Source organism: Embleya sp. NPDC025285 (genome assembly GCF_055558835.1).
The window spans coordinates 85701-109291 of sequence record NZ_JBVHLU010000028.1; the positions used below are offsets into that span (position 1 = coordinate 85701).

Sequence of the window (23591 nt, forward strand, 5' to 3'; positions counted from 1 at the left end):
GGTGTGTTGGTGGCACCGGGAGTCGAGGCCGCGGCTTGGCGCGGACGGTCGCATCGGCCGCGGTGCACCATGCCCTGGCCGCCGGCCTGCTTCCGCAATGGCGAGCGCGGCCCGAGCCATCCCAGCGAGTGGCGCTCGCGCTGGGCTTCCGGGATGTGGGCTCCCAGGTGAGCATTCGGCTCGGCACGGCACCGGCGGTCGGACTCCGGTAGTCGGCCTTCGGCGCGGTCCTGGTGGCCGGTTCCCACGGCTCACGGCTCACGGCACACCGCGGCCGGGGCGGTCGGCTCCGGCTCGGGATGTCGGTGGGGAATCAGGAGCGCGGTGCCGGTTCTTCCCTGGTCGCCGTGTCCGCGCCCCAACTGGCCAGCAGGCGCAGGTTCTCCGCGGTGGGCGAGGTCGGTCGGGCGTGGTACATCGTCAGCGACTGCTCGGTGTCGTCGGGCAGGCGCAGGGATTCGAAGGACAGGGCCAGGTCGCCGACCAGCGGGTGCCGCAGGTGCATCGCGCCGTGGTGTTTTTCCTTGACCTCGTGCCTGGCCCAGAGGGAGCGGAACTCCTCGCTCTTGACCGAGAGTTCACCCACGAGCGCGGACAGTTGCGGATCGTCCGGGTGGCAGCCGGCGTCCAACCGCAGGGCGCCGACGATATCGGCGGCCTTGGCCTCCCAATCCACGAACAACCCGCGCTGGTCCGGCCGCAGGAACACCAGCCGCGCCCAGTTGCGCTCCCGGGCCGGCAACCGGTCCCAGTCGCCGAACAGGGCCGCCGCCATCGGGTTCCAGGCGAGGATGTCCGTGCGCTGCCCGGTCACGTACGCGGGCACCGTCTCCAGCGAGGCCAGCAGCCCCCGCAGCGCTGGACGCACCTGTTGCCGTTCCGGCGGCGAGGCGCGCTTGCGGCGCTGGCAGTGGACGAGGTGGTTCAGGTGCGCGTGCTCGGCGTCGGTCAGCCGCAGGGCGCGGGCGACCGCGTCCAACACCTCCTCCGACACGTTGTGGCCCTTGCCCTGTTCGAGCCGGGTGAGGTAGGCCACCGATACGCCGGCCAACTGGGCCAGCTCCTCGCGGCGCAGTCCCGGTACGCGCCGGTGCCGCCCGGTCGAGCCGGTCAGGCCCACATCCTCCGGCCGCAGCCGGGAGCGGCGGTTGCGCAGGAATTCGCTGATCTCGGCACGCGGATCGATCGGCTCGCCGCCGAGATCCGCCGCCTCCGCCGCCGTGTTGTCGGGCCGATCGTTCATGCCGCCCATTATCTCCGGTGGTAGGACCACGAGGGTGGGCGAGCCTGACCCTGCCAGTGGTAGGACCACCGGTCGTAAGCCGAACAGGGCTCTGGGTGACCCGGCCGAGGTGCGGCAGGCTCGTGGCCACCCCCTCCGAGCGAGCCGTCGGCGGGGGCGACCGACCACGATTCGGGGAGACTTCAGATGAGCACCGACACCGTCCCGACCGCGCCGTCCGCCACGACGACACCCCAGAACGAGACCCTCCGGCACATGACACCCGGTGGCACGACACCACCGGTGCGTGCGACCCCCGTCGCACACCGCAACGGCCGGCCGGCGACCGCCGAGGAACTCGCGCCGCTGGCCTTCGCCGGCTACGCCCACTTCACCGCCATGCAGGTCCGCGGAAGCCGGATCCGGGGCCTCGACCTGCACCTGAGCCGGCTGCGGAGCGCCTCGGCGAGGCTGTTCGGGCGGGCGCTGTCCGACGATCGGGTACGGTCCCACCTGCGCGCGGCGCTGGCGGCCGGTCCGGCCGACGCCTCGCTGACGGCCACGATGTACTCGCCGGTGGGCGAGTTCACCGCGACCGGGAGCGACGCGGACCCCGAAGTGCTGGTCCGTGTCGACCCGCCCGCGACCGGCCCGACGGGGCCGTTGACGCTGGACGTAGTCGAGTATGAGCGGGTGCTCCCGGAGATCAAGCACGTCGGCGAGGTGGCCAAGACCCACTACCTGCGCCGAGCCGTCACGCGCGGCTTCGACGACGCCGCCTTCGTCGACCGGCGGGGCCGGCTCGGCGAGGCGACGATCTGGAACCTGGCGTTCTGGGATGGTGCCGAGGTGATCTGGCCCGAGGCCGAGGTGCTGGGCGGGACCACGATGGCCATCGTCCGTCGGCAACTGGATCGCCTCGGAGTGCCGCAACGGGTCCGCGAGATCACGCCCGCCGACCTGCCGACACTGACCGCGGCCGTGGTGATGAACTCGTGGACGCCGGGTGTCGAGGTGCTCCGCATCGGCGACGTGTCCCTGCCCGGGTCGCCGGCCTTCATGGATCTGCTGCACCGCGCCTACCGGGCCGAGCCGCTCACCGCGCCGTGAGGAGGACCGTGAAGTCCCCGCTGCCGGCGCTCTGTCGCGGCCCCGCGCTGCGCCTGCCCAGCCGCGCGGCGATGGCGCCGATGATCCCGCGCGGGCCGACGACGACACCGGTGTGCCCACCCCGATCACGACCGAGTACTACACCCGGCGCGCCGGCGCGGGCCTGATCGTCGGCGAGGGAATTCGGCCGCACCGGCCCGGCAAGGGCGGCCCCGGCGTTCCGGGGCTGACCGAGCCGGCGCAGGTCGAGGGGTGGCGCCGGACCACGCGGGCCGTGCATGCCGCCGGAAGCCGGATCTTCGCCCAACTGTGGCACGTGGGCCGGGTCTGTCACCCCGACCTCCTCGACGGCGAGCAGCCGGTGGCCCCCTGCGCCGTCGCGATCTCGACCGGCCGGTATGTCGGCCTTCGCACGCGGCGTGAAGCCGGGTTCACAGGCGAGTTCGTACCTGGACCGCCTGCACGACAACTGGTCCGGCTCCGGCAGAGAGGTCCAGGGCTGACGCCGGGGTGCCTAGGACATGTCGGTGTCGGTGTCGATCGGCGGTGCGGCCGTGCGGGTGGTGGTGGCGTGGGCCTCGGCGAGGGCGGCGAGCGGGAGGGGCTTGATCGGGGGGCGGGCGGTGAAGGGGCCGAGGGTTTCCCGGGGGATGTGGGTTTCCTGGTGCAGGAGTTCGACGAGGGCGGGGCCACACATGCGGCCCTGGCAGGGGCCCATGCCGGCGCGGGTGAGAAGTTTGACCGCGTCGGCGGTGCCCAGGCCGGGGTTGTCCCGCATGGTGCAGCGGATCTGCCCGTAGCTCACCTCCTCGCAGCGGCACAGCGGCGTGTCGTCGTCGGCGAGTGCGTTCAGCGCGGCGCGGTCGGGGGCGCAGGTGGATTCCAGCAGCTTGGCCATTCGCATGGTCGTGGCCAATTCACGGTCCACGGCGCTGAGTTCCCGATCGTGGTCGGCGGTGGTGAGGATGCCGAGGCTGAGGCAGATGTCCAGCGCGGCGCGTTTGCCGGTGGCGACCGCGTGTTCGGCGCCGGCGACGCCGGTGAGTTCGCCGGCGGCCCAGATGTGCGGGAGCGTGGTGCGCATGGCGTGGTCGTGGACCAGGACCCAGCCGCCGGCCGGGCCGTTCCAGGTCGCGGCACACCCGGCCTGGCGGGCCAGCTCGGTGGAAGGGACGAAGCCGTAGCCGGTGCCGACCGTGTCGCAGGCGACGGTGCGTTCCGTGCCGGGTATGGGCCGCCAGTTCCGGTCGACCCGGGCCAATACGGCGCCGGTGAGGTGGTCCGCGCCCTCGGCGCGCAGGATCAGGGTGTGGGTGCGGATCGGTACGCCGGCCTGCCGTAGGGTGCGCACGGCGGTCGTACCTTCGGTGACCCTGGCCCGGTTGCCGGGCAGTGCGGCGAGTGCGCGGGTCAGCTCGGCGGGGCCGGGCAGACCCTGAGCGAAGGCGACTTCGGCGACGTCGGCGCCGGCCCGGACCAATTGCGCGGCGGCGATCAGCAGCAGCGGGTGCGCGCCGGCCAGCACGATGCGGCGCCCGGCGAGCGTGCGGTGGCCCTTGAGCAGGGCCTGGATGCCGCCGACGGTGAAGAAGCCGGGGAGGGTCCAGCCGGGCATGGGCACGGGCAGGTCGTAGGCGCCGGCGGTGAGCAACAGCGCCCGGGGGAGCAGGATTTCCACTCCGGCGGGGCCGTGCACGGCGACCCGGGGACCCTCGGGCACGGGCGTACCGGGGGGCGCGGCGAAGCCGTCGGGCGTGGTGCGCGTGCCGAAGACGCCCCATGCGGTGGTGTCGTGCGCGAAGGTGATCCGCGGATGGGCGGCGGCCCGGGCGAGCAGCGTGCGGCCGGCGGTGTAGGCGGGACCGGCGAGCGGGTCGGGGCCGCCCGCTCCGGGGTCGGGTCGGCGCCAGATCTGCCCGCCGGGGCGGGCCTGTTCGTCGACGACCAGCACCTGTGCGCCATGGTGGGCGGCGGTGACCGCGGCGGCGAGCCCGGCGGGACCGGCACCGACGATCAACACCTGCGGTTCGACGGCGCTCATCACACGTCCTCGGGGCGGGCGTCGCCACGCGTGTCCGCGCGGGCGTCGCGGCCGGTTTCGTCCCGCGTCTTCGTGTCGCCGTCGTCCCGCGCACCTATGACGGCTGCATGGCCGCTTTCGTCGCGCGTGTCCGTGTCGCTCTCGTCCGGCGTGCCCGCGCGCACCCCGCGGCCGGTGTCCACGCGCATGCCCGAACGGACGGGTTCCTGGCAGGCCCGGACCAGCGGGGTGCCGTCGACGGTGACGGCGCAGTCGAAGCACACGCCCATCCCGCAGTAGGGGGCGCGGGGGCGGCCGGCCCGGTCGTAGCGGGTGACGGGTCGGTCGGTGGCGATCAGGGCGGCGGCCAGCGAGCGGCCGGACGGCACGGTGTGCGGCCGGCCGTCGAGCGTGATGGACACCTGCGCCGGGTGGTCAGACAAAGTTCAGTGCTCCGAACCGTGCGGGGGAGTAGTCGTCGAGGGGCAGACCGGTGCTGCCGGTGAGCACCTGCTCGGCGAGCAGTCGGCTGTAGGTGGGGCCGAGGGTGAATCCGGATCCGCCGGTGGCGACGTAGAAGTCGGGACGACGGGGGACGGGGCCGAGCAGCGGGAGCTGGTCGGGGGCCAGCGAGGTGGCGCCCGACCACACGCGCAGCACCGGCAGGCGCTGTACGGCCGGCACCACCCGGGCGGCGTCGGCGCCGGCGAACACCGAGTCCAGGCGCAGTTCCGGGCGTGCGTCGAGGTCGAGGGCACCGGCGTGCTGGACGAACTTGGCGGCCCGGCCGCCGCCGATGAGTATGTTGCCCTCGCGGGTCTGCTTGAGCGAGAGTCGGCGGCCGGCGTGCTGGACCAGGTGCGGGATCAGCGGCGGCGCGGCGGCGGTGACCGTCATGGTGAGCGCGACGGGTACCACGGGCAGGCGGATGTCGGCCATCGCGGCGACCTCGCCGGTCCACACGCCGGCCGCGACCACGACCGCGTTCGCGGCCAGTCGGCGACCGCCGGTGCTCTCGGCGAGCCACCGCCGCCCGTCGTGGCGCAGAGCGGTCAGCCGTACGCCGGTGTCGATCCGGGCGCCGTGCCGGCGGGCGGCGCGGGCATAGGCGTGGGTGACCAGGCGTGGGTCGGCCTTGCCCTCGCCGGGGCACCAGGCGGCGCCGATCACCCGGTCGGAGAGGTAGGGGGCACGTTCGTGGGTGGCGCGCGCGTCGAGCAGTTCGACGTCGAGTCCGTGGGCGTGCTCCAGGTGGGCCTTGTGCGCGAGCAGGGCCATGTCCTCGGGGGATTCGGCGAGCATCAGGCCGCCGCCGCGGCGCACGCCGCACGGTTCGCCGAGTTCGTCCTCCAGAGCGGCCCACGAGCGCATGGCGTCCAGATGCAGCGGCAGGGCCTCGGCGGCGCGCGCGGCGACCGCGGGGCCGTGTTGGATCATCCGGTACTCGAGTTGGAAGTGCAGGCTGCCCGCGTTCTGGCCGGAGGCGTGCCGGTTGAGCTGATCCTTCTCGATCACCCGCACGTCGGCACCCGCGCGGGCGAGGTGGTAGGCCAGCGCGCAGCCGAGCAACCCGCCGCCGACGACCAGGACTTCGGTGCGGTCCATCAGGCCAGGAGTCCGAGTTCGGCGACGGTGGCCCGTACCTGTTCGGCCTCGGCGACGCTCAGCGGCAGCAGCGGGCGGCGGGGGTGACCGGCGGGCACCCCGCGCAGGGTCAGCGCGTGCTTGAGGATGGCGGGCGCGCTGCCGAAGCGGGGTCCGTAGTCGGCGGTGAACCAGGCTCGCATCAGCACCCGGTCGCGGGCGCCGACGGCCAGCGCGGCGGCCTCGTCGCCGGCCGCGAGGTGGGTGAAGAAGGCCGCGTGGTCGCGGCCGAGTACGGCGCCGGCGCCCATCAGGCCGTCGCCGCCGATGCCGCGCATCAGGGCCAGCCCGACCTGGTCGGTGGTGATGCCGAAGTAGCGCACCCGGTCGTGCAGCGCGATCAGGCCCTTGACGAAGGCGCCGAAGTCGCCCGTGGAGTTCTTGATCGCGACCACGTTGGGCACCTCGGCCAGCGCGCACAGGGTGTCGGTGTCCAGGTCCAGGCCGGTGCCGCGGGGCCAGTTGTACACGCAGATCGGGATGTCGACGGCGGCGGAGACGTCCTGGTAGAAGGCCGCGGTCTCGCGCGGGTTGGGCACCACGTACGGCGGCGGGGTGAGCAGGATGCCGTCGAGGCCGGCCGCCCGCGCGGCGCGGGCGTGGCCGATCGCGGCGGACGCGGTGTAGGCGTTGCAACCGCCGAGCAGCGTGTAGCGGCCGCGTACCCGGCGGGCCGCGCGGGTGAACAGGGCGGCGCGTTCGGTCGCGGTGAGGGTGTACCACTCGCCGGTGGTGCCGGCGATGATCACGCCGTCGACGCTTTCGGCGGCGAACCACTCCAACTGCTCGTCCCAGGCCGCGAGATCGAGGTCGCCCTGGGAGGTGAAGGGGGTTGTCACGGCCGGTATGTAGCCGTGCCAGTCGACGGTGGTGCGATCCATGCCCTGGGTCCTTTCGGGGCACAAACGCGGGATCCGGGCGACGCGGTGCCGGTTACGGCATCGGCGGCGTCACCGCGACGAGCAGCCGCGCGGGTGCGTCGGAGGAGTTGACGAACCGGTGCGGCAGACGCGAGTCGAAGGTGATCGCGTCACCCTCCTCGAGGTGGTGGACGCGGCCGTCCACCTCGACGTCGAGCCGTCCGGCGAGCACGGTGGCGCATTCCGTGGAGGGATGGCTGTACGGCTCGTCGGAGGATGCCTGGCCTGGCTCGATGTCGGCCTCCAGCACTTCGAGATCGCCCGATCCGGGGGTGAGCCTGGAATAGGTGATGTGCTGGCGGGCCGCGCCGAGCCGCATACGTTGCTCGCGCGTGGTCACGGCCACGCGCGGTACGTCCGGATCGTCGAACAGGGTCGCGATGGAGGTGTCGAAGACGCGGGCGAGCTTGCGCAGGGTGCTCAGGCTCGGTTCCGCGGCGCCGTTCTCCAGTTGACTGAGCATCCCCGCCGAGATACCGGCTTGGACGGCCAACTGACGCAAGGTCAGGTCGTGCGCCTGGCGCAGCTCGCGCAGTCGGTCACCCAGCATGGTCCGATCCCCGTTCGCTCCGGTGCCGAGCACCCTCGACTCGCGGATCCTGGCTTGTGCTTCATGACGTGTTCAATGTGGTTGAACGCTTCGGGGCGAACATAGGCACGAAGCTGACTCCCCGTCAAGATCACGGTGTCGTCCGGGTGATGGCCACCGGAGTGGGACCGGGTGGATCCCGCCGGCCGGGCACCGCGGTGAACGCCGCCGACGGGTGCGCCGGATGACGCCCGCGAGGTCCCGAGAGGGCTCTGAGCAGTCATCAAACCGTTATCAAGGCGAAAAATCGTCGCTCCACGTGGACGTGCGATCACGTTGAATGGATCTTTGGTCCCAAATTTCGAGACGGCCGAGAAAGTCATTGACCATCACGCTCGGCCACGCCTACTTTCGAGCCCACCGTTCAGCCAGATCAAACACTCGGTTCCGTCATCGGCCGATCGGGTGGCTCGAGGAAGGTACGCCATGCAGGGCAATCACCCCATCGGGGACAGTCGCCGGGCCAAGGCCGTACGCCGGGCCGCCGCCCCACTGGCGGTCACCGTCGCCGCCGCTTTGATGCTCGCCGCGTGCGGCGGAGCCAAGAAGCAGTCCGGCGACGCGGAGGGCGGCGGCACGCTCGTCGTCGACACCTCGTTCAGTCTCAAGACCGCCGACCCCGGCCGCACGTTCGAGCCCACCGGGATCCTGGTCACCCGTCCCGTGTACGACACGCTGCTGACCTTCGCGGGCGGCGACGTGACCAAGCCGGTGCCGCTGCTCGCCGCGTCCTACGAGGTCGCCCCGGACGCCAAGACGTTCACCTTCCCGCTGCGCCCGGAGGCCAAGTTCTCCGACGGCTCGCCGGTGACCGCCAAGGACGTGGTGTTCTCGTTCAACCGGGTCAAGAACCTCAAGGGCAACCCGGCCTTCCTGCTCGACGGCGTCACCGCGACCGCCAAGGACGAGCACACGGTGGTGCTGACCACCGAGGCCGCCGACCCCGCGCTGCCGTTCCGCATCGCCACCCCCGCGCTCGGCGTGGTCAACTCCACGACCGTCGCCGCGCACGGCGGCACCGACGCGGCCGGCGCCGACCAGGGCGACAAGGCCGAGCAGTTCCTCAACACCGACTCGCAGGGCAGCGGTCCGTACAAGATCACCAAGTACGACGTGAGCAGTGAGGTCATCCTCACCCGCAACGACAAGTACTGGGGCGCCAAGCCCAAGTACGCCAAGGTCGTGGTGCGCAACGTGCCCGCGAACACCCAGCAGTTGAACGTGCTCAGCGGTGAGAGCCAGGTCTCCCTGGACATGTCGCCGGACCAGGCGGTCAAGGTCAAGGGCCAGGCGCAGGTGCTGCAACAGCCCACGCCCACCACCGCGTTCCTGTTCACCAACGACAACCCGGCCATCTCGCCGACCACCTCCAACAAGGACTTCCAGGAGGCGGTGCGCTACGGCGTGGACTACAAGAGCCTGCTGGACGTGGCCGGCGCCGGTTCCGCGCAGGCCGCCGGGATCGTGCCCGGCTTCTTCACCGGCGCGCTCGACCCGGCCAAGGCGATCGTGCGCGATGTCCCGCGCGCCAAGGCCGCGTTGGCCCGGGCCGGCCTGAACAACCCCAGCGTCGACCTGTACTACGCCTCCGACGTGACCATCAACGGGATAAACTTCGGCGACCTCGGCGCGCGGGTCCAGGCCAACCTCAAGGAGGTCGGCATCACCGTCAACCTCAAGCCGGCCCCCACCCAGACCGCACTGGACTCCTACCGCAACGGCACCGAGGCGATGGGCCTTTGGTGGTGGCAGGCCGACTACCCGGACGCCAGCGACTACCTCGCCTTCACCCCGGGTGAACTGGTCGCCAAGCGCGCCGGTTGGAAGGCGGACGGCAACGCCGAGGTAAGTGCCCTCGCCCAGCGGGCCAAGGTCGCCACCTCCGACGCCGAACGCGTCCAGCTCTACAAGCAGCTCCAGGAAGCGATGAACAAGACCGGCCCGTTCATCCCGCTCCTCCAGCCCGCACAGGTGATCGCCGCGAACAACTCGGTGAAGAACCTGCACTACAACCCGATCTGGTACATCGATGTCGACAAGCTCGGCTGACCCCACGGTCGAGCGCGGCACCCCCCGGACGGCCGCACCCCGCAAGGGTGCGGCCGCCGGCCCCCGGGCCGCGCGCGGCTCCCATCCCTTCGCCCGCTTCGTGCTGGTGCGGCTGTCCGTCGGTCTGCTGCTGTGCGTGGGCATCACGATCCTGGCCTTCGTGCTCACCCACTCCGTGCCCGGTGACCCGGTCGCCGCCAACCTCGGCGACCGCGCCCAGAACGACCCGGCCGCGGTCGCCGCGTTCAAGGCGAAGAACGGGCTCGACGAGTCCCTGCCCTCCCAGTACGGCACCTACCTGAACAACCTGCTGCACGGCGACATGGGCACCTCCCAGCAGACCCACCGACCGGTCTGGGACGACCTGGCCGACCGGGTCCCCGCCAGCCTCGAACTCGCCCTGGTGGCCATCGTGTTGGCGCTGGTGATCGGCGTCGGACTGGGCATCGTCGCGGCGGTCACCCGCAACCGCTGGCCGGACCGGATCATCCGCGTCGTCAGCCTCGCGGGTGTGTCCATGCCGGTGTTCTGGCTCGCCCAGGTCGCGTTCTACCTGTTCTCCTTCAAACTCGGCTGGATCCAGGCCGGCGGGCGACTGTCCCCCGGCGCCATCCCACCCCAGGACATCACCGGCCTGTACACGCTCGACTCGCTGCTCACCGGCGACACGGGCACCTTCGGCGAGGCCTTCTCCCGGCTGATCCTGCCCGCGTGCGTGCTGGCCGCGTTCAACATCGGCGTGCTCACCCGCTTCACCCGCGCCGCGGTCCTGGAAGCCCTCGGCAACGACTACGTCCGCGCCGCCCGGGCCAAGGGCCTGCCCGAGTCCACCGTGATCCGCCGGCACGTGCTGCGACCCGCACTCACCTCGATCCTGACCGTTGCCGGGCTCACCTTCGGTGGCATGCTCGCCGGCACCGTCCTGGTCGAGAACGTGCTGTCCTGGCCGGGCCTGGGCCAGTACGCGTACAAGAGCGCGCTCAACCTGGACCTGCCGTCCATCATGGGCGTCTGCCTGTTCGTCGCGGTCGTGTACGTCGTGATCAACCTCCTCGTGGACCTGCTCTACGGGGTCATCGACCCGAGGATTCGCCTCTCGTGAACGCCACGCGCCTCTTCCTCGGCGATCGGCTCGGAGCCGACCGCACCGGCACGGACGACCCCGCCCCGCGACGCAAGCGCCGCCCCGGCAAGTCGCCGTGGCGCAGCCCGTTGGCCATCACCGGCCTGGTCATCATCGGCGTCTTCCTGATCGCGGCGATCTTCGCGTCGGTGATCTCGCCCGAGGACCCGCTCGCCCAGAAATGGCCCAAGTACCAGTCGCCGTCCGGTGAACACTGGTTCGGCACCGACCAACTCGGCCGCGACATCCTCTCCCGGGTCATCCACGGCACCCGCATCTCGCTCCCGCTGGCACTGCTGCTGGTCGTGCTCGCGATGGTCATCGGCACCGTGCTCGGCGCGGTCGCCGGCTACTTCGGCGGCTGGATCGACATGGTCGTGATGCGCTGCGCCGACCTGGTGCTCGCCTTCCCGGCGATCATCCTGGCCATGGCCGTGGTCGCGGCCTTGGGCCCCAACCTCACCAACGCCGTGCTCGCGGTGGTGATCGTGAGCTGGCCCACCTACGCCCGCGTGGTCCGCGGACTCGTGCTGACCCTGCGCCAATCCGATTTCGTCCAGGCGGACCGACTCCTGGGCGCCTCCGGGTGGCGGGTGCTGGCCGTGGACCTGCGCCCCAACCTGGCCGGCCCGGTCGCCGTGCTCGCCGCGCTCGACCTGGGCAACGCCGTACTGCTGCTGTCCGGACTGTCCTTCCTGGGCCTGGGCGCACAACCGCCCGCCGCCGAGTGGGGCGCGATGGTCAACGCCGGCTCGGCGAACTTCGACGCGTGGTGGGTCGCGGTCTTCCCCGGCGCGGCCATCCTGCTCTCGGTGCTCGCCTTCAACTTCCTGGGCGACACCCTGCGGGACGCGCTGGACCCGCGTACGGCACGGGCGATCCGAAAGTGACGGACATGAACGACACCCCGACCCCGCCGGTCGCCGACGACGAACCGCTCCTGGCGATCCGCGACCTCGTCGTGGAACTGCCCGGACCCGACGGCGAACGACTGCGCGCCATCGACGGCGTCGACCTGACCGTGGGCCGCGGCGAGATCGTCGGCCTGGCCGGCGAGAGCGGCTCCGGCAAGACGATGACCGCGCTCGCCCTGCTCGGACTGCTGCCCCAGGGCGGCAGCGCGAGCGGGCGGATGCTCGTCGAGGGCCAGGACGTCTTGACCATGACGCCGCGTCAGGTTCGCGACCTGCGCGGCAACCGGGTGGCGATGGTCTTCCAGGACCCGATGACCTCGCTGCACCCGATGCTGAGCATCGGCAAACAACTCACCGAACACCTGCGCCACCACAAGAAGTTGGACAAACGCGCGGCCAACGCCCGTGCGGTGGAACTGCTCACCACGGTGCGCATCCCCGACCCCGAGCGGGCGCTGCGCCGCTATCCGCACCAGTTTTCCGGCGGCATGCGCCAGCGCATCGCCATCGCCATCGCGCTGGCCTGCGACCCGGCGCTGCTGCTCGCCGACGAGCCCACCACCGCGCTCGACGTCACCGTCCAGGCCGGCATTCTGCGCCTGCTGGACCGGCTGCGCCGGGAGAACGGCCTGTCGGTGCTGATCATCACGCACGACCTCGGTGTGATGTCCGCGCTCGCCGACCGCGTGAGCGTGATGTACGCGGGCCGGATCGTGGAGAGCGGGCCGCGCGCGGACGTGTTGCGCGAGCCGCGACACCCGTACACCCGGGGCCTGTTGGACGCGCTGCCGCACCCCGACGGCGGCACCGCGGCGCTCGTGCCGATCGTCGGGGCGCCGCCCAAGCTGGGTCAGGCGCCCGGCGGATGCGCGTTCCACCCGCGCTGCCCGCACGCGGTGGACGGTTGCCGACAGGAGCGCCCGCGACTGCTGGCGCTGACCCCCACCCACGCCGGGGCCTGCCCGATCGACCCGCTCGCCGTCGCCGCTTCGAAGGTGGATAGCCGATGACCTTGTCCTCCCTCACCTCCACCATCGCCGTCACCTCCAAGGACATCGGGCTGACGCTGCGCGAAGTGAGCGTGTCCTACCGTTCGCCGGGTCGGCCCGCCGTGCGCGCCGTGGCCGGAGTGAGCCTGAGGGTGCAACCGGGGCAGGTGGTCGGCCTGGTGGGCGAATCCGGCTGTGGCAAGTCGACCCTGGGCAAGGCCGCGGTCGGCCTGCTCAAGCCGTCCTCGGGCGCCGTCGAGTTCGACGGACGCCCGGTCGCCCCACTCGGACTGCGCTCGCGCCCGACGAGGCAACGCGGCCTCCAGATGGTCTTCCAGGACCCGTACGCGTCGCTGAACCCGCGCCGCCGGGTCGGCGAACAGATCTCCGACGCGGTGGTCCTGGCCGGCGGCACCCGCGACAAGGGCCGCGGCGTGGCCCGCGAACTGCTCGAACGGGTCGGCCTGCCGGCCGAGTTCGCCGATCGCTTCCCGCACGAGTTCTCCGGCGGCCAGCGCCAGCGCATCGCCATCGCCCGGGTGCTCGCCGCCGAACCCACCTGCATCGTCGCCGACGAGCCGATCGCCGCGCTGGACGCCTCCGCGCAGGCGTCGGTGGCCAACCTGCTGCTCGAACTGGCCCGCGAGCGCAATGTGGGCCTGCTGTTCATCTCGCACGACCTTTCCATCGTGCGGCAGATCGCCGACACGGTCGCGGTGATGTACCTGGGCACCGTCGTGGAGAGCGGCCCCACCGACCAGGTCTGGGCCGAGCCGCGCCACCCGTACAGCAAGGCGCTGATCGCGGCCGTGCCGCGCGCCGACGGCAGCGGCGAGTTGCCCGTGGACCTGCCCGGCGACGTGCCCGACCCGGCCTTCCCGCCGGCCGGCTGCCGATTCCACCCCCGGTGCCCGATCGCGGTCGACGCCTGCGCGGACGACGAACCCGTGCTGGTCGAGTTCCTTCCGCGCCGGCGCGCCGCGTGCTCCGTCCTGGCGCCGAACCTCAAGAAAGTCGGGTGAGCGCACTCATGTGGCTGACCAACTGTCACATCGTCGACGTGGTCACGGGCGAGGTGCTTCGCGACCGCAGCGTGCGGGTCGAGGACGCGACCATCGACGAGGTACGCGCCGCACTGCCGCCGAACGCGAACGCGCACGACCTGGGCGGCCGGTACCTGCTGCCGGGGCTGATCTCCTGCCATTCGCATCTGTCGGTGGTCTTCCCGTTCTCCGACACGCGCGAGGACGAGTCGCCCGGTCTGACCGCGTTCCGCGCCGCCCAGCGCGCGCACGACGCGCTGCGCGCCGGTATCACCACGCTGCGCTGCGTGCACGAGCAGAACCAGATCGACCTGGTGTTGCGCGACGCGCAGCGGCGCGGCTGGATCCAAGCGCCGCGGATCTTCGGCGCCGGCCGTGCGTTGTCCACACCGCACGGGCACGGCGAGGGCGCGGACTGCTCCTACGCGAGCGGCCCGGACGGCTTCTACCGCGCCGCGCTCGGCGAACTGGCGGCCGGCGCCGACCACCTGAAGATCTTCATCAACTCCGGTCTGGCGCGCGAGGGGGAGGACTTCGAACACGCCGAGATGACCGACGAGGAGATCGCCGCCACGGTCAGGGCCGCCCACGAGCACGACGCGTACGTGGTCGCCCACTCCGGCGAGTCGGCCGCGATCCGCGCGGCCCTGGCCCAGGGCGTGCGCTCCTTCGAGCACGCGTACGCGCTCGACGACGACACGGCGCGGCTGCTCGCCGACCGGCGCGCGTTCGTGACCCCGACGTTGTGCGTAACCAACTCGGAGGGCTGGATGCGGGAGAACCGCTTCGAGGAGGCCTCGATCGCCAACGCGCAGAACGCGATCGAACCGCATCGGGAGAGCTTCCGCCGCGCGGTCGCGGCCGGCGTACAACTGGTCAACGGCACCGACATCCCGCCCGCCGACCTGGTCGAGGGCGTGCCGGCGGCGGTGTACGAGATGTTCCTGATGGCCCGGGGCGGCCTGGACAACCTGCGCGTGCTCCAGTCGGTGTCCACCACCGCGGCGCGACTGGTGAAGGCCGAGGACCGCCTGGGACAGGTCGCGCCCGGCTTCACCGCCGACCTGATCGCCGTCGACGGCGACCCGCTGCACGACATCTCGGCGCTCGGCCGGTTGTCGTTCGTCATGCAAAGCGGCCGGATCGTCCGCGAGGACCTGGCGGCCTGACCGTCGCGGGACGCGGTCCGGGGGGTACACCTCGCCGGCCCCCACCCGTCGCCGCGTCCGCGACCCGACCCACCCCCGACGCAAAGGACACTCGTGCCATGACCGACGCCGCCCCGCGCGACACGCACCGACCCGCAGGGTCGGCCGAGGACCGCGCCGCCGTGTGGAGCGCCCTGCTCGACATCTACGCCGGCTTCACGGCCGGCGACCGCGAGCGGATCGACGCCCGCATCCACCCCGACGCCACCATCTGGGACTCGGCCGCGCCGGAACTCCTCTTCGGCCGGGCCGACCTGGACCGGATCCGTGCCGCGCGACCGGTCGGCCCGGACGCGCCCGTGGTCACCGGGATCCACGCGAGCGACGAGGTGATCGACGTCTGGGGCAACACCGCGCTGGCCCGCTACACCCTGCGGGTCGACTTCGCTTCCGCCGCCGACGGCTCGACGCCGCCCCCCGAACACATCCGCAACACGGCGGTGGCGCGACGGTTCGACCAGGCCTGGTTGGTGGTGCACAACCACGAGGACCTGCTCGCGTAGTCGAGGATGCCCGGTCGGCGACGGGTCGTGCCCCGGAGCCGATCGGGCGCCCGCCCACGCGCTCCTCCCGAGCGCGCCGGCAAACCGGCCCGGAGCGCTGCGGCGCGGCGTGCCGCGCTCGGCCGGAGCGCGCCGTGCACGAACTCTCGGCCTGTATCGCCGACATGATCGTGCGCCTGGAACTCGTGGAGACGAACCGGCGCTACCGCACGGCGCTCGGAAGCCGACCGATCGCCCACCGGGTCGGCGCCGTACCGATCGCCACCACCCGTACCCGAGTCGAGGCGCGTCGGCGAGCCGGGTGGGCACCCCGAACGCGCGAGCACCGTGACCGTCGGCCGCCCCTGCCTCCCGACCGGCGCCCCATTGTTCAGGCTGTGTGAACGATGCGGGAGGATTGTCTACGTCAGGTGATGGATCCGGGGAATGGGTGGGGACGATGGAACGCGCGGAGATGGAGATATTTCTGACGCTTTCCGAGGAGTTGCACTTCGGGCGCACCGCCACGCGCCTGTATGTGTCCACTGCCCAGGTGAGCACCACGATCAAGAAGATCGAGCGGCGCCTCGGCGTCACCCTGTTCGAACGCACCAGTCGGCGGGTCGAGCTGACCACCGTCGGACGCGGGCTGCGTGACGACCTGGTGCCGCTGTACGAGGGCATCCAGCGCGCGATGGACCGCGCCGAACTCGCCGGGCGGGGCATCACCGGCACGCTCACCGTCGGGTTCATGGGCATTCAGGCCGGGCGCTTCGTGACCGCCGCGCGAGAGGTCTTCGAGCGGCGCAACCCGGACTGCGCGGTGCACGTCGTGGAGACCCTCCTGCACCACCATGTGGGACAACTGCGCGACGGCGACGCCGACCTGTTGCTGATCACGCTGCCGGTCGACGAGCCCGACCTGACGATCGGCCCGGTGATCACGCGCAGCGTCAGGTACATGGCACTGCCGGCGAAGCATCGCCTCGCGGGACGCGACATGCTCTCGTTCGAGGATCTGGCGGGGGAGGCGTTCGTCACGATGGCCGACTCGGTCCCCGGATCCTGGGCCGACTTCCATACGCCCCGCCGGACCCCCGCCGGGCGGGTGATCGGGCGGCGCGGCGAACCGTGCGCCACGTATCCGCAAGCGCTGGCGCAGGTCGCCGCCGGGCGGGCGATGGTGCCCGGTGACGCACAACTGCCGATGTTGTACCAACACCCCGAGATCCGCTTCGTCCCGGCTCCCGACATGCCGCCGATCGAGCACGGCCTGGTCTGGCGTTCCCGCGACGACGCGGACACACGCATCCGGGCTTTCTCCGACGTCATCCTGGAGATCGCGCCCGCGCTGGCGGTACCGGGCACGATCGCCGCTTTCCGCGGCGCCGACGACGAGCCGGAGTCGGCGGCGTCCCGAGTCGGGCGGGGCCGAACAGTGGTCTCGGGTCGCTCAGCGGGTGAGCGGGCGCCGGGGTGATGAGCCCGGTCCGCCGGGCGTGGAGCCGCGCAGCACGACGTCGGGGCCGTGGCCGAGGGAGAGGGCCATCCGGATGTCGTCGAAGCGCTCGTTGTCGATCTCGATGACGTTGGGCAGGCGACCCCAGACGGTGAAGCCGAGCTCCTCGTACAACTCGATCGCGCCGTGGTTGTTGCCCCGGACGCCCAGCGCGAGGGTCTCGATCCCGGCCCGGCGCGCGTTGTCTATCAGGGCCGTCATCAGCAGGCGCCCCAGGCCCAGGCCGCGGCCGGCCGGGTGTGCCATCACCTTCTCCACCTCGGCGGTGTGCGCGAAGACCGGCTCTGCTCTGCGCCGCCACAGGCCGGTCGCCCGCACGGCGCCATCCACCAGGGCGACGATGAACGCGGCGTCGCCGGCCCGGACGGCGGCGAGGGCGTCCTCGAGCCAGGCGTCGGTGGCGGGCTTGGCCGGCGGTGTCAGGTAGCCGATCGCGCCGCCGAGGCGCGCGACGTCGTGGAAGACGTGATGGACCTCGGTGCGCAGCCGAGCGTCGGCAGCGGTGGGCAGGAGCAGTTCGATCTTCGGTGCCATGGTCGCCCATTCTCGCGAGTCGACGTTCGCGGGTGCGCACCGGCCCGAGGCGCGGCGGCGGATGTCGGCCCGGCGCGTGCCGGGCGGCCCCGGGCGGTTGCGCCGGAGTGTTCGGGGCGACTCGGCGGCGGTGCCCGTCAGCGCGTTCGCCGGGTCGTCTGGCGCGGGATGTGCGGCCTGCGGGCGGCGAGTTGCTCGGCGAGTCGCAGGTTGCGGGCGTGGGTCAGGCATTGGCGCATCCACAACGCGGCCACGATGGAGCCGGCGACGCCCAGGGTGAACCGGTCGGGTCGGTGGCCGGCGAGCGTGTGGGCACAGACGATGGCCACGCAGGCGAGCACCGGGACGCATACGGTCAGCGCACCGGTGGCCGCCCGGCAGCGTACGGTGATCGCGGTTCGGGTGCCGGCGCACAGGCAGGCCCCGAACGTGATCATCAGCATCCCGGCGATCCGGGTCGCCGCCGAGAGCCGATCCGTGCAGGTGGCCGTCGCGTGCCCGAGCGCGTCGAGGCCCTCGACGCCGATCACCACGGCGGGTACGAGCGCGACCAGGGTCGCGGCGGCTCGGCGCCCCCGCACGGGCCGGGCGCACAGTACCGGCGCCAGGCAGAACAGCAGCATGTCGACGCACAACCACCCCACCATCACCCACGTCACCGTGGTGGGTTCGTGTCGGTGTTCGCCGGCGGCGCAGTGCCGGGCGAGGGCTTGGCCCAGGGCGACCACCGAGGCGCCGATCAACCACGTGTCCAGGGCCGTGCGCACCCGGCGCGCGCACGCGCCCTCGAAGCGGGCGAGGACGGTCAGTTGCCGGACCGCTACGCCGACGGTGATGGCGAGGGCGATCGCGAGGAAGGCGAGCAGCGGCCACAACAGGGCGCGGGAGGGCGCGGCCGCGGGCGGGAAGGACAGGGTCTGCACGGTCCCCACGGCGATGGCCAGGAAACCCTGGACGGTCAGCCGCGGCGGCGTCGATCCCAGGTCGGAGCGCGCGAGTACGACGAGGGAGACGGCGGCGAGAACGAGCGCGAGGGTGGCCGATCCCGGTTGGCCGGCGGCTCGGGTCCAGGCGACGGCGATGCCGACGCCGGCGACGCCGAGGGCGATGGCCGCGAGGACGACGGGGCGTGGACGGATGCGGCCCGCCCGGATGGCGGCGGACCGTGGTTCGTCGTGCGGGGCGGGGCCGGATGCGGATTTCGACGTGCGTGGCGTGATCGGCTCCTGGTTCGTACGACCGCCGAAGTCGGTGCGTGCGCAGGCCGGCCCCGGGGGTGCTTGTCGAAGCGTGTGGGTCGCGGATCGGCTTCGGAGCGGATAACGAGGCTTTCGTGCCCGGCACACGCCGACCCCCGGGTATTCATCCCAACGAGGAGAACCATCACCCTTGCGAGCGACCCTGCCGAAGTGTGGACGGATGCCCGATCAGGAGCATCGGGTCGTTGAAGAGCGAAATTGATCGATGATGCGCGAGTTTTTGCTTGCTCGAAGGTCTTCGGTGATTGTCTGGTCATCGCTGAAGCGACAAATCATCGTTGCGTAGGAGCGCACACTCCGTGTCTTGTCAAATCCGTGCAGTGTCGGCGCCGTGCATCCGCCGCGAAGCCGCCGCGTCGCGATCGCTTCGCCCGGACGGCGCACCACGGTCGGGCCCGCGGGCGCGGCGTGCGCCGGGGCGGGCGTGGCGGCGAGATGGTGGGAGTGCGCACGCCCGGCGCGTGGGTACGACTGGGAGGTCGAATGATCCACGGCGCGAGGTCTCGACCTCGACGCCGACCCGGCTCCGGCCGCCGACCGATCGAGGAGCACTCATGGGGACCGTACCCGCCTGGCGCTTGCGGGCCGCCTTCGCCCGCCGTCTGTCGGACATGTACGGGACCGAAGTCCCGGCCTACACCACGCTGTCGGCCGCCGTCGCGGAGATCAACGAGGACGTCTCGCGGGTCGACGGCGACGCCGGTCGACTCGGCGGCGTGGAGCGGGTCGCGGCGGAGCGGCACGGGGCGATCCGGGTCGGCACACCCGGCGAACTGCGGCAGGTCGCGGCGATCTTCGGCGCGATGGGGATGCGTCCCGTCGGCTTCTACGACCTGCGCGAGGCGAGCAGCAGTTCGGTACCGGTGGTGTCCACCGCGTTTCGGCCGACCGAACCGGCGGAGTTGGCGCGCAATCCCTTCCGGGTCTTCACCTCCCTGCTCACCAGCGCCGATCGTCGCTTCTTCGACGAGGATCTCCAGACACGTCTGGAAGCCTTCCTCGCCCGGCGTGAACTCTTTCCCGCCGAGCTCCTGGAACTCGCGGATCGGGCCGAGCGCGACGGCGGGCTCGATCCGGAGCCGGCCGAACGTTTCCTCGCCCTGGCCGTGGACGCCTTCCGGTTGTCCTCCGACCCGATCGACGGAGCCTGGTACCGGGAACTGGCCCGGGTGTCCGCGGTGGCCGCGGACATCGGCGGGGTGACCGGTACGCACATCAACCACCTCACGCCGCGGGTGCTGGACATCGACCGGCTCTACGCGGAGATGGGCCGGCGCGGGATCACCATGATCGACGAGATCCAGGGCCCACCCCGCTGGGACGGCCCCGACGTGCTGCTGCGGCAGACCTCCTTCCGGGCCCTGGAGGAGAAGCGGCGGTTCCGCAGCGCCGACGGCGGCACGGAGTTCGGGACACTGCGGGTCCGCTTCGGCGAGGTCGAGGCCCGCGGCATCGCGCTCACCACGACCGGCCGGGCGCTGTACGACGACCTGATGACCGAGACCGACCGGCGGGCCGCCGGGGTCACGGCGGTGGACCGGGCCGAGCTCGCGCGTGCGGTCTGGACCGCGCGCTTCCCCCGCACCGAGCGCGAACTGGCCCTGAACGAGCAGGCGTTCTTCACCTACCGGGCGACCGCACCGGAGCGACGCCCGACGGAGCGGCAGCCGCCGCAGGACCTCGCCGCACTCCTGGACGAGGGCTGGATCGAGGCCGAGCCGATCGTGTACGAGGACTTCCTGCCGCGCTCCGCCGCCGGAATCTTCCAATCCAACCTGACCGACGCGGGCACCCGGGACGCCACCCGCTCCGGCACGCACTACGACCGGCCCTGGCTGGCGGAGACCATCGGCCGACCCGTACAGGACCCGATCGACCTCTACGCCGCGCAGCGGGACACCTCCCTCGCCGAGGCCCGCACCGAGTTGGCGGTGCCACCCTCCGCACCGGCGTGATTCCCGCACACCCGCGACGCCGCGACCGGCCGCGGCCCCGAGCAGGAGACGACATGCCCGATTCCGCTGCCCGCCTCCCCGACACCGAGGCGCAGCGGGCACGGGCCGACGCGTGCCTGCGTCGCTGTGGGGCCGCGCCCGGACCCGACGCCGGGGACGTGGTCGTGCGTACCCCGATCACCGGTGGCGTGCTGCGCAGGCTCGTCTCCTCGACGCCGGAGCAGGTGAGCGAGGCCGTCACGGCCGCGCGGCGGGCCTACGAGACCTGGCGTACGACACCGGCGCCCGGTGCGCGGGGCACTGGTGAAACGCCTGGGCGAGTTGCTCGCCGAACACCGGGAGGACGTGGCCGAGCCGATCACCCTGGAGGGGGCAAGATCCGGACCGAGGTGCGCGGCGAGGTACAGGAGATGATCGACGTCTGCGAGTTCGCGGTCGGCCTCTCCCGGCAGCTCTACGGGCGCACCATGCCCTCGGAACGGCCCGGGCATCGGCTGTCCGAGTCGTGGCACCCGCTGGGCGTGGTCGGCGTCATCTCCGCCTTCAACTTTCCGGCCGCGGTGTGGTCGTGGAACACCGCGCTCGCGCTGGTCTGCGGTGACGCCGTGGTGTGGAAACCGTCCGAGCCGACCCAAGATCGTCCTAGAATCCGCATGATCGATCGGCGATCCTGCACGGTCATTGCGGAAGGACGGGAATGTTCGCGCTATCCCTGGGCGACGGAGCCGAGTTGCGGCCGCTGGAGCCCTGGCGGGCCGAGGAGTTCCTCGCCCACATCGACCGCGGCCGGGATTTCATCGGTCGATACGTCGGCCTGCCCGACGTCGCGGCAGACCTCGATTCCGCCCGGAAGTGGCTCCAGGGCTACGCGGACAAGACCGCCGCCGACGCCGGTCGGGTGTATGGCATCTGGGTCGACGGACTCCTCGTGGGCGGCGTGCTGTTCCCGACCTTCGACGTGGCCGCGGGCAACTGCGAGGCCGGTTGCTGGCTGGAACCGACCGTCGCCGGCCGCGGGCTGGCCACTCGCGCGGCCCGGGTGATCATCGACTGGGCGATCCGGGAACGCGGCATGCACCGGGTGGAGTGGTTGGTGCCCGCCGAGAACACCCCGAGCATCAACGTGGCCAAGCGCCTGGGCATGAGCCGCGAAGGAGTCCAGCGGCAGAACTACCCCTACCGAGGCGTGCGCCAGGACACCGAGATCTGGTCGGTCCTCGCCCCCGAGTGGCGCGCCGCGCACGAAGCCTCGTAGCGGCGCGCCGCGCAAGCCTGGTAGCGGCGCGCCGTACGCGCGAACCCGAACTGGCAGCGTTCGCGAACCCCGGGCGAAGGCACCCGTGCGCGGGTGCCCCCGCCCGGGCGACGGCCTCGGGTCAAGCGCGCTTGAGTCCGTCCACGAACGCCGTCCAGGCGGTTCGTGCCACCGGGATCTGCCGCCCGTCGGGGCCGGCCTTGGAGTCGGCGACACGGATGTCCCCGTCATCCGGGCTGCGCCACTGCACACAATTCTGATGCTGCGAATAACTGCTGGTGGTCCAATCAGCGGGGGGAGAGACGGCCATTCGGGACCCTTTCTCGTGAAGATCGGACGAGCCGGAGCGAAGTACCCGAATCGCTCCGCACTTTCACGATTTCTCGGAGTGACCGCCAGGTCAAGCGTTTGCGAGCGGCCATGCGGGGACGGTGCCGAGGTCGGTGCCCGGTGCACGTCCATACCCGCTGGTGGAGCCGGTCGAAGCCGCCCGGGAGCAGGTTCGGCGCGAACCCGAATTCGAACCGATCGGCACGACCCGACCGAGGACGCGCATCGCATGTGACGCTCGCAGTTCGGTTGAGCGCCGAGGGTTTCGATCCCGTGCCCGGATGACGACGGCGCGATGCCGGGACCTGTTGCGGATTTCGACGCTCCGACATGGCAGCATGCATGCTGACTGATCTGACGGTGCGTCACACAACTGGCGAGCCGGCCGGTCGGATCGGAACGTGCGGCGCGGTCGGGGCGAAGCGGGCGAAACCCGCGAGGTCGGCGGTGTCGGGCGGGCCGATATCATCGACGCAGTGGTCAAGTTACCAATGGGTAGGGCGCCCGAGCGGCCTTGCCCAGTCGGCCGATACACGCCCCGGAAGGGACGTCCCACCGGAGGAGCCGAACAGCATGCAACTCGCAGGGATCGTGATCTCGCTGCTGATCAGCGTGATCGGGTTCGCCCTACTCGGGCGCACCGCCGCCTACATCTACTCGTTCGTCAAACTCGGGCAGCCCGTGCGCGGCCGGACCAACGCGGCCGGCACGCGTCTGCGCACGATGCTCACCGAGACCATCGGGCATACCCGGATGCTCCGTTGGGGCATCGTCGGTGCCGCGCACTGGTTCGTCATGGTCGGGTTCGGCGCGCTGATCCTGACCCTGGTGAACGCGTACGGCCAACTCTTCTCGCCAAAATTCGCGCTGTGGGGTCTCGGGCACTGGGACGTGTTCGAGGTCTTCACCGAGTTCATGGGCCTGATGACCATCGTCGGCATCCTGGTGCTGATCGCGATCCGGCAGTCCTCCCATCCGCGCCGGCCCGGTCGCAAGAGCCGGTTCGCCGGGTCCAGGTTCGGCCAGGCGTACTTCGTCGAGTTCGTGGTCGGCTCGGTGGGCGTCTGCATCATGATGCTGCGTGGCCTGGAGGGCGCGCTGGCGGGAGTCGACGCGTACGAGCCGGGCTACTGGGTGAGCTACCCGTTGGTGGTCGCGTTCGCGGACCTCTCCGACGGCACGCTGGAGAACCTGATCTTCATCGTCGCCACGGTCAAGATCGTCATCTCGATGACGTGGGCGATCACCATCGGACTCAAGCCGAGTATGGGTGTGGCCTGGCATCGGTTCCTGGCGTTCTTCAACATCTATTTCAAGCGTGATGCCGATGATGGTGTCGCGTTGGGTGCGTTGGCGCCGATGCGTTCGGGTGGCGAGGTGATCGATTTCGAGGACCCGGCCGAGGACGCGGTGTTCGGGGTGTCGC

Annotated in this window: 21 protein-coding genes and 3 pseudogenes; 15 read left to right on the top strand and 9 right to left on the bottom strand. The window is 71.7% G+C overall.

What is annotated here, in order from left to right; genetic code table 11:
* Positions 1-62 precede the first annotated feature (62 nt).
* Positions 63-212: a hypothetical protein gene (locus ACZ4FV_RS20720; protein WP_465323042.1), complete on the top strand. Its 150-nt coding sequence runs from the start codon at positions 63-65 to the stop codon at positions 210-212.
* Positions 213-313: 101 nt separating this feature from the next.
* Here the strand turns inward: ACZ4FV_RS20720 and ACZ4FV_RS20725 are convergent, their stop codons facing one another.
* Positions 314-1243 carry an MmyB family transcriptional regulator gene (locus ACZ4FV_RS20725; protein WP_395870046.1) on the bottom strand — a complete coding sequence of 310 codons (930 nt, stop codon included), beginning with the start codon at positions 1241-1243 and terminating at the stop codon, positions 314-316.
* A 255-nt stretch (positions 1244-1498) separates the two neighbouring features.
* Here ACZ4FV_RS20725 and ACZ4FV_RS20730 point away from each other — a divergent pair, with 255 nt between their 5' ends.
* A complete protein-coding gene (locus ACZ4FV_RS20730; protein ID WP_402237508.1) occupies positions 1499-2332 on the top strand; it encodes an aminotransferase class IV family protein in 834 nt (277 codons plus the stop codon).
* A gap of 112 nt (positions 2333-2444) precedes the next feature.
* Positions 2445-2642, top strand: a pseudogene (locus ACZ4FV_RS20735) (oxidoreductase); the annotation flags it as partial.
* Positions 2643-2846: 204 nt separating this feature from the next.
* On the opposite strand, the gene ACZ4FV_RS20740 reads toward ACZ4FV_RS20735, so the two are convergent.
* The 5 genes from ACZ4FV_RS20740 to ACZ4FV_RS20760 are packed head-to-tail and all read right to left on the bottom strand — an operon-like array spanning position 2847 to position 7466.
* Positions 2847-4373, bottom strand: coding sequence for an FAD/NAD(P)-dependent oxidoreductase (locus ACZ4FV_RS20740; protein WP_465323043.1), 1527 nt, complete (start codon positions 4371-4373; stop codon positions 2847-2849).
* Positions 4373-4774 (bottom strand): (2Fe-2S)-binding protein, encoded by a 402-nt coding sequence (locus ACZ4FV_RS20745; RefSeq protein WP_465323044.1) that lies wholly within the window; start codon positions 4772-4774, stop codon positions 4373-4375. The genes ACZ4FV_RS20740 and ACZ4FV_RS20745 overlap by 1 nt, the downstream gene beginning before the upstream one ends.
* A gap of 13 nt (positions 4775-4787) precedes the next feature.
* Positions 4788-5957, bottom strand: coding sequence for an NAD(P)/FAD-dependent oxidoreductase (locus ACZ4FV_RS20750; protein WP_402237257.1), 1170 nt, complete (start codon positions 5955-5957; stop codon positions 4788-4790).
* Entirely contained in the window at positions 5957-6877 is a 921-nt protein-coding gene (locus ACZ4FV_RS20755; RefSeq protein WP_465323045.1) for a dihydrodipicolinate synthase family protein, read from the bottom strand. The genes ACZ4FV_RS20750 and ACZ4FV_RS20755 overlap by 1 nt, the downstream gene beginning before the upstream one ends.
* 52 nt (positions 6878-6929) lie before the next feature.
* A complete protein-coding gene (locus ACZ4FV_RS20760; RefSeq protein WP_331770475.1) occupies positions 6930-7466 on the bottom strand; it encodes a helix-turn-helix domain-containing protein in 537 nt (178 codons plus the stop codon).
* 465 nt (positions 7467-7931) lie between these two features.
* Between ACZ4FV_RS20760 and ACZ4FV_RS20765 the strand changes: the two genes are divergently transcribed.
* The 8 genes from ACZ4FV_RS20765 (at position 7932) to ACZ4FV_RS20800 (ending at position 16793) form a co-directional block, all read left to right on the top strand.
* A complete protein-coding gene (locus tag ACZ4FV_RS20765) occupies positions 7932-9554 on the top strand; it encodes an ABC transporter substrate-binding protein (RefSeq protein ID WP_395870036.1) in 1623 nt (540 codons plus the stop codon).
* Positions 9535-10656 carry an ABC transporter permease gene (locus ACZ4FV_RS20770; RefSeq protein ID WP_395870035.1) on the top strand — a complete coding sequence of 374 codons (1122 nt, stop codon included), beginning with the start codon at positions 9535-9537 and terminating at the stop codon, positions 10654-10656. Before ACZ4FV_RS20765 ends, ACZ4FV_RS20770 begins: the two co-directional genes overlap by 20 nt.
* Positions 10653-11567, top strand: coding sequence for an ABC transporter permease (locus ACZ4FV_RS20775; RefSeq protein WP_331770472.1), 915 nt, complete (start codon positions 10653-10655; stop codon positions 11565-11567). Before ACZ4FV_RS20770 ends, ACZ4FV_RS20775 begins: the two co-directional genes overlap by 4 nt.
* Before the next feature lie 5 nt (positions 11568-11572).
* On the top strand, positions 11573-12601 hold the full coding sequence (locus ACZ4FV_RS20780; protein WP_402237252.1) for an ABC transporter ATP-binding protein: 1029 nt from the start codon (positions 11573-11575) through the stop codon (positions 12599-12601).
* Positions 12598-13602, top strand: a complete 1005-nt coding sequence (locus ACZ4FV_RS20785) for an oligopeptide/dipeptide ABC transporter ATP-binding protein (RefSeq protein WP_395870031.1) — start codon at positions 12598-12600, stop codon at positions 13600-13602. The genes ACZ4FV_RS20780 and ACZ4FV_RS20785 overlap by 4 nt, the downstream gene beginning before the upstream one ends.
* A complete protein-coding gene (locus tag ACZ4FV_RS20790; protein ID WP_402237247.1) occupies positions 13599-14792 on the top strand; it encodes an amidohydrolase family protein in 1194 nt (397 codons plus the stop codon). Before ACZ4FV_RS20785 ends, ACZ4FV_RS20790 begins: the two co-directional genes overlap by 4 nt.
* Before the next feature lie 98 nt (positions 14793-14890).
* Complete coding sequence (locus ACZ4FV_RS20795; RefSeq protein WP_465323046.1) at positions 14891-15334, top strand: nuclear transport factor 2 family protein; 444 nt, start codon at positions 14891-14893, stop codon at positions 15332-15334.
* Between the two features lie 454 nt (positions 15335-15788).
* Positions 15789-16793 carry a LysR family transcriptional regulator gene (locus tag ACZ4FV_RS20800; RefSeq protein ID WP_402237241.1) on the top strand — a complete coding sequence of 335 codons (1005 nt, stop codon included), beginning with the start codon at positions 15789-15791 and terminating at the stop codon, positions 16791-16793.
* Here ACZ4FV_RS20800 and ACZ4FV_RS20805 read toward each other — a convergent pair.
* Together ACZ4FV_RS20805 and ACZ4FV_RS20810 are read right to left on the bottom strand one after the other, a co-directional pair.
* Complete coding sequence (locus ACZ4FV_RS20805; RefSeq protein ID WP_395870026.1) at positions 16767-17366, bottom strand: GNAT family N-acetyltransferase; 600 nt, start codon at positions 17364-17366, stop codon at positions 16767-16769. The genes ACZ4FV_RS20800 and ACZ4FV_RS20805 overlap by 27 nt on opposite strands.
* 137 nt (positions 17367-17503) lie before the next feature.
* Positions 17504-18712, bottom strand: a complete 1209-nt coding sequence (locus ACZ4FV_RS20810) for a hypothetical protein (protein WP_402237238.1) — start codon at positions 18710-18712, stop codon at positions 17504-17506.
* 467 nt (positions 18713-19179) lie between these two features.
* On the opposite strand from ACZ4FV_RS20810, the gene hglS reads away from it, so the two are divergent.
* The 3 genes and pseudogenes from hglS to ACZ4FV_RS20825 all read left to right on the top strand — a co-directional run bounded on the left by hglS (position 19180) and on the right by ACZ4FV_RS20825 (position 21835).
* Positions 19180-20580 carry a 2-oxoadipate dioxygenase/decarboxylase gene (hglS, locus tag ACZ4FV_RS20815; RefSeq protein WP_402237236.1) on the top strand — a complete coding sequence of 467 codons (1401 nt, stop codon included), beginning with the start codon at positions 19180-19182 and terminating at the stop codon, positions 20578-20580.
* A gap of 53 nt (positions 20581-20633) precedes the next feature.
* Positions 20634-21200 (top strand): annotated as a pseudogene (locus tag ACZ4FV_RS20820) (aldehyde dehydrogenase family protein); the annotation flags it as partial.
* A 77-nt stretch (positions 21201-21277) separates the two neighbouring features.
* Entirely contained in the window at positions 21278-21835 is a 558-nt protein-coding gene (locus ACZ4FV_RS20825) for a GNAT family N-acetyltransferase (RefSeq protein WP_395870022.1), read from the top strand.
* Positions 21836-21956: 121 nt separating this feature from the next.
* Here ACZ4FV_RS20825 and ACZ4FV_RS20830 read toward each other — a convergent pair whose 3' ends face one another.
* On the bottom strand, positions 21957-22145 hold the full coding sequence (locus ACZ4FV_RS20830) for a DUF397 domain-containing protein (protein ID WP_395870020.1): 189 nt from the start codon (positions 22143-22145) through the stop codon (positions 21957-21959).
* 593 nt (positions 22146-22738) lie between these two features.
* Between ACZ4FV_RS20830 and ACZ4FV_RS20835 the strand changes: the two are divergent.
* A pseudogene (locus ACZ4FV_RS20835) lies at positions 22739-23591 on the top strand (Fe-S oxidoreductase); the annotation flags it as partial.

What these genes read in the sequence shown, in the direction of transcription:
- ACZ4FV_RS20725 (WP_395870046.1), bottom strand. Translation starts at nt 1,243, where the DNA reads ATGAACGATCGGCCCGACAACACGGCGGCGGAGGCGGCGGATCTCGGC.
- ACZ4FV_RS20730 (WP_402237508.1), top strand. Translation starts at nt 1,499, where the DNA reads ATGACACCCGGTGGCACGACACCACCGGTGCGTGCGACCCCCGTCGCA.
- ACZ4FV_RS20740 (WP_465323043.1), bottom strand. Translation starts at nt 4,373, where the DNA reads ATGAGCGCCGTCGAACCGCAGGTGTTGATCGTCGGTGCCGGTCCCGCC.
- ACZ4FV_RS20750 (WP_402237257.1), bottom strand. Translation starts at nt 5,957, where the DNA reads ATGGACCGCACCGAAGTCCTGGTCGTCGGCGGCGGGTTGCTCGGCTGC.
- ACZ4FV_RS20755 (WP_465323045.1), bottom strand. Translation starts at nt 6,877, where the DNA reads ATGGATCGCACCACCGTCGACTGGCACGGCTACATACCGGCCGTGACA.
- ACZ4FV_RS20760 (WP_331770475.1), bottom strand. Translation starts at nt 7,466, where the DNA reads ATGCTGGGTGACCGACTGCGCGAGCTGCGCCAGGCGCACGACCTGACC.
- ACZ4FV_RS20765 (WP_395870036.1), top strand. Translation starts at nt 7,932, where the DNA reads ATGCAGGGCAATCACCCCATCGGGGACAGTCGCCGGGCCAAGGCCGTA.
- ACZ4FV_RS20770 (WP_395870035.1), top strand. Translation starts at nt 9,535, where the DNA reads ATGTCGACAAGCTCGGCTGACCCCACGGTCGAGCGCGGCACCCCCCGG.
- ACZ4FV_RS20780 (WP_402237252.1), top strand. Translation starts at nt 11,573, where the DNA reads ATGAACGACACCCCGACCCCGCCGGTCGCCGACGACGAACCGCTCCTG.
- ACZ4FV_RS20785 (WP_395870031.1), top strand. Translation starts at nt 12,598, where the DNA reads ATGACCTTGTCCTCCCTCACCTCCACCATCGCCGTCACCTCCAAGGAC.
- ACZ4FV_RS20795 (WP_465323046.1), top strand. Translation starts at nt 14,891, where the DNA reads ATGACCGACGCCGCCCCGCGCGACACGCACCGACCCGCAGGGTCGGCC.
- ACZ4FV_RS20800 (WP_402237241.1), top strand. Translation starts at nt 15,789, where the DNA reads ATGGAGATATTTCTGACGCTTTCCGAGGAGTTGCACTTCGGGCGCACC.
- ACZ4FV_RS20805 (WP_395870026.1), bottom strand. Translation starts at nt 17,366, where the DNA reads ATGGCACCGAAGATCGAACTGCTCCTGCCCACCGCTGCCGACGCTCGG.
- hglS (WP_402237236.1), top strand. Translation starts at nt 19,180, where the DNA reads ATGGGGACCGTACCCGCCTGGCGCTTGCGGGCCGCCTTCGCCCGCCGT.
- ACZ4FV_RS20825 (WP_395870022.1), top strand. Translation starts at nt 21,278, where the DNA reads ATGTTCGCGCTATCCCTGGGCGACGGAGCCGAGTTGCGGCCGCTGGAG.
- ACZ4FV_RS20830 (WP_395870020.1), bottom strand. Translation starts at nt 22,145, where the DNA reads ATGGCCGTCTCTCCCCCCGCTGATTGGACCACCAGCAGTTATTCGCAG.